This window comes from Micromonospora sp. RTGN7 (genome assembly GCF_033804645.1).
Taxonomy (GTDB): domain Bacteria; phylum Actinomycetota; class Actinomycetes; order Mycobacteriales; family Micromonosporaceae; genus Micromonospora.
In genome coordinates, this window is the sequence record NZ_JAPZLF010000001.1 from 159,610 (window position 1) to 170,860 (window position 11,251).

The following is an 11,251-nucleotide window of genomic DNA, read 5'->3' on the forward strand; positions in this document are numbered from 1 at the left end:
AGCGTGGATCTGGGGCTGAAGGGACGAGTGGTCCTCGTCGCGGGCGGGTCCAGCGGGATCGGGCTGGCCTGCGCGAAGGAGTTCGCCGCCGAGGGCGCGCACGTGGCGATCTGCGGCCGCGACCCGGACCGGCTGGCCGCCGCGGAGCGGGAGCTGGCCGGGGTGGCCGCCGGCCGGGTCAGCGCCACCAGCGTTGACGTCACCGACGCCGACGCGGCCCGCCGTTGGGTCGACGGGGTGGCCGCCGACCTCGGCGGGGCGCACGTCCTGCTGGTCAGCGGCGGCAGCCCGCCCATCGGCACGGTGGCGCTGTTCGACACCGACGACTACCGGGCCGCCGTCGACAAGGTGCTGATCCCGGCGGTCGGCCTGGCCCTCGCCGCGCTGCCGCACCTGCGCGCCGCCGGCTGGGGGCGGCTGCTCTTCGTCGCCTCGGAGACCGCGAGCGTGCCGATCAGCCCGCTGGTGCTCTCCGGGGTGACCCGGGCCGCCCTGGTCCGCTTCGCCCAGGGCCTCGCCGTCGAGGTGGCCGGCGACGGGATCACCGTCAACGTCCTCGCCCCCGGCAGCGTGCGCACCCCACCGATGGAGCGGGCCGCCGCGCGGCTGGCTGGCGACGGCGACGTCGAGGAGCAGCTCGCGGCCATGGGGCACCACATCGCGCTGGGCCGGCTGGGCCGCCCCGAGGAGATCGCCGCCGTGGCCGCGTTCCTGGCCAGCGAGCGGGCCTCGTTCGTCACCGCGGGCGTGCACCTGATCGACGGCGGCGCCAGCGTCACCAGCCCGGAGCTGCCACACATGACCGGCGTCCGCAAGGACACCTACGCCTGACCCTTCCCCGGACCGGTGGCGGCGACGCCGACCGGCGGCACAGCACGAAGGAGTGCGTGATGTCCACGACCAGCCCCACCTTCACCGAGCGGGACGTCTCCGAGTTCTTCGACGAGACCACCCAGACGTACCTCAGCTTCTGGGACAGCGAGGGCGTCCTGCACACCGGATACTTCGCCGACGACGCCGACACCGACTACCACGGCGCCGCCGACCGGACCTCGGACCTGCTCGCCACCGAGGCGGGCATCGACGCCGGCTCGACGGTGCTCGACGTGGGTTGCGGCTGCGGCAACTTCCTGCTGCGGCTGGCCGGGCAGACCGGCTGTCGGGGTGAGGGCCTGGACCTGAGCATCGAGCGGGTCCGGTTCGCCCAGGCCAAGCTCGCCGAGCGGCCGACGCCGGGGGTCACCTTCCGGCACGGCTCGGCCACCGCCCTGCCGTACGAGCCGGGCAGCTTCAGTCACGTGGTCAGCCAGGACGCGCTCTTCCTGGTGCCGGAGAAGCCGCGTAGCCACGCCGAGATGCACCGGGTGCTCGCCCCCGGCGGGATCCTCGCGATCACCGACTTCCTCCAGCCCACCACCGAGATCGGCGAGGCCGCCCGGCGGCACGTCTACGACCGGGTGCGGTGGAGCGGCGGCTACTCCCTCGACGGGTACGCCGAGGCGCTCACCGACGTCGGCTTCGAGGTGCTGGTCGCCCGCAACCTCGACGAGCACATCCGGCAGACGTACCGGGTGCTCGGGGAGACCGCCCGGGAGCGGGCCGCCAGCACCGGCGATCCGGCCGCCCGGGAGTGGATCCTCGGCTTCGCCGCGTCCTGCGCGGAGATCCAGGCGGCGATCGGCCGGGGCGAGTTCGGCTGGGGAATGTTCGTCGCCCGCAAGTCCGCCGCCGCCCGGTGACCGGCGCCGGGCGGCGCCCCCACCCCCAGTGACCTGGCCCACGCGACACCCCCGCCGCGCGGTACCGACCCGACCCGACCCGAAGGTGTGAACCCCCATGCAACGAACCGACGTCATCAAGCGGACGATCGCCGAGGTCGTAGCGGACCGTAAGAAGCAACTGTCGCCGGGGCAGGTGTTCGCCGACGCCTTCGCCAAGGGGGGCTTCGACACCCGCGTCGACTACGACGTCACCATCACCGACTCGCTGACCAGCTCCCGGCGCAAGCCGCGTTACCCGTCGCGGAACGTGCTGAAGGTGGTGGACCTGTCCCGGGATCCGCAGGACTTCTACTGGCACGAGAGCCCGGCCCGCGCGGGCGACCCGGCGGTCGACGGCGCCGACCTGCGCCGGGAGGCGGCCAACCACTTCCACCTCTCCCCCATCCCGCCGCTGTACACCACGAAGGCGTGGGCGCAGGTGCCGGAGGGGCTCTGGGACGACCCGACCAGCTTCGCGGAGTTCATCAACTACCGCCTCGTCGTACGGCTGTGCACCGCCGAGAACGTCACCATCCTGCGCGGCGAGGGTGGCCTGCTGACCATGCCGGACATCGCCCGGATCACCGACCCGGGCCCATTCGGTTCCACCATCCTGTCGGCCTGCAACGAGGTGGAGCAGAACGGCAGCACCGCAGACGGGCTGATCATCAACCCGGCGGACTACTACCGACTGCTCGGCTCCGGCACCCTGATGCGCGACATCGAGGAGAACGGGGTTTTCATCGTCCGGACCCGGCTGGTCGACCCGGGCACCGCGATCGTCGGCGACTTCGGCCACGGGGCGCTGCTCCTCGACGCGGGCCGCTCGATGATCTCCTTCGCCGAGCCGCCGCCCGGCACCTTCGCCGAGCCGGGGGTGGCGCTGACCGCCGAGATCTACGAGCGGGTGGTGCTCAACCTGCCCACCTGCTTCTACATCGTGAGCGTGTAGGGCCCGACGATGTCGACGACGCCCGCGCCGCGCCCGCCCGGCGACGACCCCGACGTGCTGGTCGTCGGCGCGGGCATCGTCGGCCTCTTCTGCGCCTGGTTCCTGGCCCGCGACGGTCACCGGGTCACCGTCGTCGACCGGGGGGAGGTCGGCGACCCGGCGGCCTGTTCGTCGGGGAACACCGGCTTCGTCGGCACCCAGGGCTCCGCGCCGCTGGCGGAACCCGGCGTGCCGGCGAAGGGGCTGCGCTACCTGCTGAACCCGGAGAGCCCGTTCCACGTCCGGCCCCGCTGGGACCCGGCCCTGCTGGCCTGGCTCTGGCACTTCCGCCGGCTCTGCACCGAGGCCGACGCCCGGGCCGCCTTCGAGATCCTGCTGTCGCTCAAGCAGCGCAGCCTGGCCATCCTGCACGAGGTGTGCGCGGCGGGCCCGCTCGCCGACACCCTCACCGCCCAGGGCATGCTGCTGGCCTGCAAGACCCCGGAGGGCTTCGACCAGGCCCGCCGCTCGGTGCCGGCGGCCGTCGCCCGGGGGGTGCCGCTGCGGGTCCTCGAGCCCGGCGAGCTGGCCCGCCTCGAACCGGACGTCGAGTTCGACGTGGCCGGTGCGCTGCTCAACGCCGAGGGGGCCGCGCTGCACATCCCGGCGTTCCTGGTCGAGTTCGCCCGGGTGCTGCGGGAGATGGGCGTGGAGATCCGCACCCACACCGAGGTCCACGACTTCGAGGTGGCCGGCGACCGGGTCCGGGCCGTCCGCACCAGCCGGGGGGACCTGCGCCCGGCCGAGGTGGTCATCGCCGCCGGGATCTGGTCGGTGGCCTGCGCCCGCAAGCTCGGGATCGACCTGATGCTCCAGCCGGCGAAGGGCTACGCGGTGACCGTTGCCGCCCCACAGACTCCGCCCCGGCTGCCGATCCTGCTCAGCGAGGGCAAGGTCGCCGTCATGCCGCTCGGCGACCGGCTGCGCCTCGCCGGCACCCTGGAACTGACCGGGATGGACACCTCCGTGGCGCCCCGGCGGGTCGACGGCATCGTGCGCACCGTCCGGTCGTACCTGCCGGGGCTGGACACCGACCGTCGGGTGCAGGTGTGGAGCGGGTTGCGCCCCTGCACCCCGGACAGCCTGCCGCTACTCGGCCGCGCCGGGGCGTACCGCAACGTCTGCGTCGCCGCCGGGCACGGCCACATCGGGATGGGCCTGGCGCCGGCCGGCGGGCGGCTGATCGCCCAGCTCGTCGGCGGCGTCCGCCCGGAGCTGGACCTGTCACCCTTCGCCGTGGACCGCTGGCGGCGCCGCTTCCCGCGCCGCCGCCCAACCCCTGGGAGTACGCGATGACCGCCGCGCCGATCGGGATCCTCTGCCTGAACACCTCGTTCGAGAAGGTCCCCGGGCACATCCGCAACCCGGCCACCTTCGACTTCCCGGTGATCTACCAGGTGATCGAGGGGGCGACACCGCAGCGGCTGGTCCGGGAGGCCGACCCGACCCTGCTGGAGCCGGTGATCTCGGCGGCGAAGGACCTTCAGGCCGCCGGGGCCGCCGGGATCACCGGCGCGTGCGGCTTCCTGGTGCTCTTCCAGGCCGAACTGGCCGCCGCCATCTCGGTGCCGATCTGGGCGTCCAGCCTGGTCCAGCTCCCGATGGTGTACCGGATGGTCGGCCGGCCGGTCGGGCTGCTGGTCGCCGACGAGGCCGCGCTGACCCCGCGCCACCTCGCCGCGATCGGCGCCGAGTCGGTGCCGGTGCGGGTCACCGGGATGGCCGACCAGCCGGAGTTCCGCGAGGTGATGATGGAGGGCCGTCGCGACGAGCTCGACACGCACCGGCTCGGACGGGAGGTGCTCGACCGGGTCGACCGGCTCGCCGAGGCCCACCCGGACCTCGGCGCGCTGGTGATCGAGTGCACCGATCTGGTGCCGTACGTGCACGAGATCCAGGCCCGGCTGGGGCTGCCGGTCTTCGACATCGTCACGCTCACGAACATGGTGCACGCCACCCTGACCCGCCACCCGTACCCCCGCCACTCCTAACCCGCACCCCGCACCCCGCACCCCGCACCCGCGCGCAATTTCACGGAAAGAGTGGTCATTCCGGCCGGGATAGCCACTCTTTCCGTGAAAGAGCGAGCACGGCGAGCGTGGCGGGAGCGGGGGTCGGGGCGAGGGCGGGGCGCGGGGCGAGGGCGGGGCGGGGTCAGCCGCGGCGGGCGTACGGTGCGATCGGGTTGGTCAGGGTGCCGGCGAACTGGAGCGCCGCCGAGGGGTCGGCCAGGTCCACCATCTGCTCGTTGTTGCGCAACTGGAGCCGGTTGAGGCAGGAGTGCGCGAACTCCGGGGCGAAGAGGTCGTAGCGGCGCAGCCGGTCGGCCAGGTGCGGAACCCGCTCGGCGTAGTCGGACGCGCAGTCGGCGACCGTGCGCCAGAACTCCTCCCCGGTGAGCAGCCCCGCGTCGGTGAAGACCACGTTGAGGTGGCGCAGGAAGCAGGAGAACACGTCGGTGAAGATCGACAGCAGCTTCTCGTCCTCAGGGATGGCGGCCCGGACGCGGTGCACCGCCTCGGGCAGGTCGGCGTCCGGGTCCATCACCACGATCTCCTCGGCGATGTCCTTGAAGATCGCCCGCTGCACCGCCCCGTCGCGCAGCACCAGGATGACGTTCTCGCCGTGCGGCATGAACGCCAGGTCGTAGGCGTAGAGGGAGTGCAGCAGCGGGACGAGGTAGGCGTCGAGGTAGCGGCGCAGCCAGGCCGGTGCCGGCAGGCCCGACTCGGCGACCAGCGCGGCGGCGAACGAATCGCCGGCGGAGTCGACGTGCAGCAGCGACGCCATGGTGGCCAGCCGGCACCCCGGTTCCAAGCCGGGAACGGGGCTCTCCCGCCACAGCGCCGCCAGCATCTTGCGGTACGGGGAGTACCGGTCGGTGGCCGCCTCGAAGCGGCGGTTGCGGTACCCGATCGCGGCCCGCTCCCGGATGATCGTCAGCCCGGTGGCCCTGAGCACCTCGTCGCGGTCGATGAGGTCGGCGAGCCAGTCGTTGATGGCCGGGGTGGCCTCCATGTAGGCCGCCGAGAGCCCTCGGATGAAGCCCATGTTCAGCACCGCCAGCGCGGTCTTGACGTAGTGCCGCTCGGGGCGGGTGACGTTGAAGAAGGTGCGCACGGACTGCTGGGGCAGGTACTCGTCGGGGCTGGGGCCGAGGTAGACCAGCCGGCGCTCGGCCACGTCGGCGGCGAAGGTGACGGCGAGCCGGTTCCACCACTGCCACGGGTGCACGGGGATGAAGAGGTAGTCGGCCGGGTCGAGGCCGAGCCCGGTCAGCGTGGCGGCGTACCCGGCCAGGGCCTCCTCGCCCAACTCCTCGCGATACAGCGCGTCGGCGTCGGTGTCGGCGCAGCTCGTGAAGGTGGTGTGGTCGCGGTGCCCGGCCACCCAGAGCAGCCGCACCGGCCGGCCGACCTCGGGGGCGTACCGGTGGTATTCGTCGAGGCCGAAGCCGATCCGGCCGTTGTTGGCGACGAAGCCGGGGTGCCCCTCGGTCATCCGGGTCTCGATGGTCTGGAAGTCGGCGCGGGCCAGCTCGGCGGCGCCGATCTCCGGCCGGTCCAGCTTGTACGCCCACCCGGCCAGGGTGGAGGTGATCTCCTCCAGGTAGACCGGCAGCACCCGGTCGGTGAGGCCGAGTGCCCCGCGCAACTCCACACAGAGGTCGAGGGCGTCCAGGGGCAACTCGACGCCGTCGCGGCGGCGGGTGATGCTCGCCGGGTCGATCCGCCAGTGGTCCAGGGCGAGCAGCCGGGCGGCAAACCGGTAGGTGACGGTGCCGTCGTCGCTGCTCACCTCGTACTCGGCCGGCGCTCCGGGGGACGGGGCGCCGCCGACGGGCTCGGGGGTGAGCAGCCGCTCGTGGGCGAACTCGGCGAGGGCCTTGCGGACGAGCAGCCGGTTGGCGCGCGCCCAGGTGTCGGGGGTGAGGTGGGCGACGGCGTCCTGGGCGTCCACGGTGCTGGTCGCTCCTTCGCTGCTGGTGGGGGCCGCACCCGTGGCGGTGAGGAACTGGGCGCGGGTGCAGAAGCTGAGCAGGGCGGTCTTGGCGGGCAGGGCGAGGTGGCCGGCGGGGACGAAGCCGACGGCGGCGTTCAGCGCTTGCACGGCGGTGTTGCGCACGTCCGGCTCGACCACCACCCGCCGGGTCTCCGGGTCGGCGAAGATCCAGCCCATCACGACGGTGATGACGGCCCGGGTGAAGCCGGAAACCGGGGTGTCGGTGGGCGCGCAGAGGAAGTGCATGCCGACGTCGCCGGGGCGGGCCGGGTAGCGGCCGGCGAGTTCGACCCGCGCCGGGTCGTACCGTTCGACGAGGAACGCCGGTTCGCCCCGCCACAGACCGACGAAGGCGTCGTGGTGCTCGTCGGCGGCGATGCGGGCGTACTCGGCGGCGACCCGGGCCACGTCGGCGTCGCCCAGCAGCCAGAACGCGGACTTCGGGTGGGTCACCCAGGAGTGCAGCAGCGCGGCGTCGGCGGCCGGGTCGAGGGTACGCAGGGCGAAGTCGCCGAGCCGGGGGTCGGTGCCGGTGTGGACGACCTCGGTCACGCCTCCGCCTCCGCCGCGACGCCGAAGTCCTGGAACGCGATCCGCCGCTCGACCGGGTAGTGCTCGCGGCCGAGGACCTCCCGGATGATGACGGAGTTGCGGTACGGGCCCATGCCGAGGTCGGGCGAGGTGACGCTGTGGGTGTGGGTGCCGCCGTTCTGCAGGAAGATCCGGCCGGCGTGGTCGATGCTGTAGTCGCGGGCCACGTCGAAGCGGCCGTGGGAGTCGAAGCGCAGCAGGTGGCGCACCGGGTCGAGGAAGGCCGGCACCGCGTAGCGGTACCCGGTGGCCAGCACCAGCCCCTCGGTGGTCAGTGCGACGTCCCGCTCCTGCTCGACGTGGCGCAGCCCGAGGGTGTACGAGCCGTCGGCCGGGTCCTGCCGGGCGCTGGTCACCTCGGTGTTGGTGAGCAGCCGGGTGTTCACCGGCCCGGGCACGCTCTTGGTGTAGAGCAGGTCGAAGATGTCGTTGATCAGGTCGGCGTCGATGCCCTTGAAGAGCCCCTTCTGCTCGGCTTCGAGCCGGTAGCGGGTGGGCTCGGGCAGGGCGTGGAAGTAGTCCACGTAGTCCGGGGAGGTCATCTCCAGGGTGAGCTTGGTGTATTCCAGGGGGAAGAACCGGGGCGAGCGGGTGACCCAGTTCAGCCGGTAGCCGTACGTGTCGAGGTCGCCGAGCAGGTCGTGGTAGATCTCGGCGGCGCTCTGTCCGGAGCCGACGACGGTGACGCTGGTCTTCTCCCGCAGGGCGGCCCGGTTCTCCAGGTACGCCGAGGAGTGCACGACGCCGTCGAGCCCCGCGCAGGCGGCCGGGACGTACGGCGGGGTGCCGGTGCCGAGCACCAGGTGCCGGGCCCGGTGGGTGACGGTCTCGCCGGTGGCGGTGAGGGTGGCGGTCACGGTGAACAGGTCGTCGGCCTCGTCGTGGGTGACGGCGGTGACCTGGTGGCCGAAGCGCACCCCGGCGAGTTTCGCCGCCGCCCACCGGCAGTACGCGTTGTACTCGCTGCGCATCGGGTGGAACCGCTCGCGGATGTAGAACGGGTACAGCCGCCCGGTCTCCTTGAGCCAGTTGAGGTAGGAGTACGGCGAGGTGGGGTCGGCGAGGGTGACCAGGTCGGCCAGGAAGGGGGTCTGCAACCGCACGGATTCGAGCAGCATGCCGGGGTGCCAGTCGAAGGAGTCCCGGGCCTCCAGGAACAGGCAGTCCAGGTCGGCGACCGGCTCGACGAGACAGGCCAGGCCCAGGTTGTACGGGCCGAGCCCGACGGCGACGACGTCATGGGTGGACATGGAATCGCTTTCTGCGCGGGGTCGGGTGGTGGGCACGGTTCGCGGTCAGCCGACCGGGCAGGGGGTGGCGACGGCGGTGCTCCGCTCGTGCACGTACCGGCCGGCGTGTGCGGCGATGAGGTCGACGACGTGCGCCACGTCGTCCACCGTGGTCTCCGGGTTGAGCACGGTGAACTTCAGGTACTGACTACCGTCGACCTTCGTGCCGGCGACGACGGCCTCGCCGGAGGCGGACAGGGCCCGGCGGGCGTGCCGGTTGGCGTCGTCGGCCAGGACCGCCGCCGGCCCGGTCGGCAGGTAGCGGAACACGACGGTGCTCAGCGCGGATCGGGTGACCACCTCGAAACGGGAGTCGCCGGCGAGCAGCCGCCACGCCCCGTCGGCCCGGTCGATGACCTCGTCGAAGAGTTCGCCGAGCGCGTCGGGGCCCATCACCCGCAGGGTGAGCCAGAGCTTGAGCGCGTCGAACCGGCGGGTGGTCTGGAGGCTCTTGTCGACCTGGTTGGGCAGTTCCTCCCCGGTGCTGAGGGGGGCCGGGTTGAGGTAGTCGGCGTGGTAGGTGGCGTGCCGCAGGGCGAGCCCGTCGCGGACCAGCAGGGCGCTGGAGGAGACCGGTTGGAAGAAGGACTTGTGGTAGTCGACGGTCACCGAGTCGGCGTGTTCGATGCCGGCGAGCAGGTGCCGCCGGGTGGGCGAGACCAGCAGCCCGCAGCCGTACGCGGCGTCGACGTGCAGCCGAACGCCGGCGGCGGCGCACCGGGCGGCGATGGCGTCGAGGGGGTCGATGGAGCCGAAGTCGGTGGTGCCGGCCGTGGCGACGACCGCCATCACCACGAGTCCGTCGCGGTGGCAGCGGGTCAACTCCGCGTGCAGGGCGGCGGGGCACATGCGACGGTCGGCGTCGGTGGGCACGCAGATCACGGCGTCGTCGTCGAGGCCGAGCAGGGTGGCGGACTTCTGCACGCTGAAGTGGCCGGCGGCGGAGGCGAGGATCCGCAGCCGGGGCAGCAGGTCGCGGCGGGGGGTGGTGGTGTGTGCGCACGCCTCCTCCCGGGCCAGCAACATGGCGTGCAGGTTGGACTGGGTGCCGCCGCTGGTGAAGACGCCGTCGGCGGTGGGGCCGAGGCCGATCCGCTGGGCCGTCCAGTCGATCAGGCGGCGCTCGATGAGGGTGCCGCCGGCGCTCTGGTCCCAGGTGTCCAGGGAGGAGTTCACGGCGGTGAGCACGGCCTCACCGAGCAGTGCGGGGATGGCGACCGGGCAGTTGAGGTGGGCAAGGTAGCGCGGGTGGTGGAAGTAGACCGCGTCGCGCAGGTACACGTCCTCCAGCTCGTCGAGGGCGGCGGTGGCGTCGGCGAGGGGGCGGTCGAGGTCGACGGCGGCGACGGTGGGGGCGAGCGCCGCCGGGGTGACGCCGGTGAAGGGGCGGGCGGTGCGGGCGATCCGGGCGCCGACCCGGTCGATTCCCTCGGCCAGCACCTGCCGGTACTGCTCGGTGTTGCCGGTGGTCAGCAGGTGGGCTCGGGGGCCGGCCGGAACGCCGGTGGCGGGCGGCGGGTACGGGGCGGAGCGACCCGGGATGCTCATGCGGTTCCTCGACGGTCGATGGGAGTCGGTGCTCAGCTGACCTTCTTCGCGGCGCTGATGGCCTTCGCCAGGTTCTCCAGCAGCGGGGCTGCGCCGGTGTACGAGAAGCGCGGCACGGCGTCCCACGGGGTGACCTGGTTGGCCTTGACGGCGGGAAGCTGCGCCCAGGTCGGCTTCTTGGCCATGTCGGCCGGCTGCATCGCGGTGGCCCGGTTGTCCAGCAGGATCAGGTCGGCCGGGAACTTGCCGGCGTTCTCCCAGCTCAGGGCCTCGAAGTAGTCGCCCTGCTCGAGCTTGGTCGGCACCACGATGTCGACGCCGAGTTCGGCGAAGTACATCAGGTCGGTGCTGACCTTCGGGTTGGAGGCGTAGAACAGGTCGGGGCTGCCGGACGCGGCGAGGACCTTGATGCCGGGGTTGGCCTTGACCGCCTGCCGGACGCTCTCGGCGGCGGCCTCGAAGCGGGCCTTGGCGTCGGTGACCTTCTTCGCGTTGAGGTCGGCGCCGAGGGCGGCGGCCAGCTCGGCGTAGCGGGCGATCGGGCGGGTCATCGGCACCCGGGCGGTGGTGATGGTGACGGCGGGGGCCAGCGCGAGGATCTTGTCGCGGCTCTCGTCGGGGACGTACCAGAACGCGCCCGGGTCGTACATGTGGGTGATCAGCAGGTCGGGGTTCAGCGCGGCGTACTTCTCGACGCTGAACTCGCCCCAGACGTTGCCGAGCACGCTCACCTTGCCGACGTCGAGGTCACCGGCCTGTGGGTCCTTGGAGCCGTCGGTGCGGGTGGTCTCCCCGAATACGCCGACAATTCGCGAGTCGACCCCGAAGTCCACAAGGGCGGCGGCCACGCCGGTGAAGGCGACGACGCGGGCCGGGGTGGCGTCCCGGGTGACCTTCTCCGGCCGGTCGTCGGTGAACGACCAGGGGCCGCTGCCGGCGGCGGGCGTGGAGTCGTCGTCCTTGTCGCCGCAGGCGGCGAGGAGGGCACCGAGGGCGAGGGCGCCGCCGGCGGAGAGCAGGCCGCGGCGGGTCAGGTGCGGGCGGGACGCGGGTACGGGCATGACGACTCT

The 11,251-nt window shown here is 72.7% G+C and carries 9 protein-coding genes; 5 read left to right on the forward strand and 4 right to left on the reverse strand.

The genetic code is table 11. The features are described 5' to 3' along the window. Nucleotides 1–3: 3 nt before the first annotated feature. The 5 genes from SNR22_RS00720 (at nucleotide 4) to SNR22_RS00740 (ending at nucleotide 4,742) form a co-directional block, all read left to right on the forward strand. On the forward strand, nucleotides 4–831 hold the full coding sequence (locus SNR22_RS00720; protein WP_320064250.1) for an SDR family NAD(P)-dependent oxidoreductase: 828 nt from the start codon (nucleotides 4–6) through the stop codon (nucleotides 829–831). 59 nt (nucleotides 832–890) lie between these two features. After that, a complete protein-coding gene (locus SNR22_RS00725; RefSeq protein WP_320064251.1) occupies nucleotides 891–1,739 on the forward strand; it encodes a methyltransferase domain-containing protein in 849 nt (282 codons plus the stop codon). A gap of 97 nt (nucleotides 1,740–1,836) precedes the next feature. Beyond that, a complete protein-coding gene (locus SNR22_RS00730) occupies nucleotides 1,837–2,712 on the forward strand; it encodes a family 3 encapsulin nanocompartment shell protein (RefSeq protein WP_320064252.1) in 876 nt (291 codons plus the stop codon). A gap of 9 nt (nucleotides 2,713–2,721) precedes the next feature. Further along, entirely contained in the window at nucleotides 2,722–4,047 is a 1,326-nt protein-coding gene (locus SNR22_RS00735; RefSeq protein ID WP_320064253.1) for an NAD(P)/FAD-dependent oxidoreductase, read from the forward strand. Then, nucleotides 4,044–4,742, forward strand: coding sequence for an aspartate/glutamate racemase family protein (locus SNR22_RS00740; protein ID WP_320064254.1), 699 nt, complete (start codon nucleotides 4,044–4,046; stop codon nucleotides 4,740–4,742). Before SNR22_RS00735 ends, SNR22_RS00740 begins: the two co-directional genes overlap by 4 nt. 163 nt (nucleotides 4,743–4,905) lie before the next feature. Here SNR22_RS00740 and SNR22_RS00745 read toward each other — a convergent pair whose 3' ends face one another. The 4 genes from SNR22_RS00745 to SNR22_RS00760 are packed head-to-tail and all read right to left on the reverse strand — an operon-like array spanning nucleotide 4,906 to nucleotide 11,242. Continuing rightward, a complete protein-coding gene (locus SNR22_RS00745; protein ID WP_320064255.1) occupies nucleotides 4,906–7,305 on the reverse strand; it encodes a GNAT family N-acetyltransferase in 2,400 nt (799 codons plus the stop codon). Then, nucleotides 7,302–8,594, reverse strand: a complete 1,293-nt coding sequence (locus tag SNR22_RS00750; RefSeq protein WP_320064256.1) for a lysine N(6)-hydroxylase/L-ornithine N(5)-oxygenase family protein — start codon at nucleotides 8,592–8,594, stop codon at nucleotides 7,302–7,304. Before SNR22_RS00750 ends, SNR22_RS00745 begins: the two co-directional genes overlap by 4 nt. 45 nt (nucleotides 8,595–8,639) lie before the next feature. Further along, nucleotides 8,640–10,181, reverse strand: a complete 1,542-nt coding sequence (locus tag SNR22_RS00755; protein WP_320064257.1) for an aspartate aminotransferase family protein — start codon at nucleotides 10,179–10,181, stop codon at nucleotides 8,640–8,642. 32 nt (nucleotides 10,182–10,213) lie between these two features. Further along, entirely contained in the window at nucleotides 10,214–11,242 is a 1,029-nt protein-coding gene (locus SNR22_RS00760; protein WP_320064258.1) for an ABC transporter substrate-binding protein, read from the reverse strand. Between the last annotated feature and the right edge of the window lie 9 nt (nucleotides 11,243–11,251).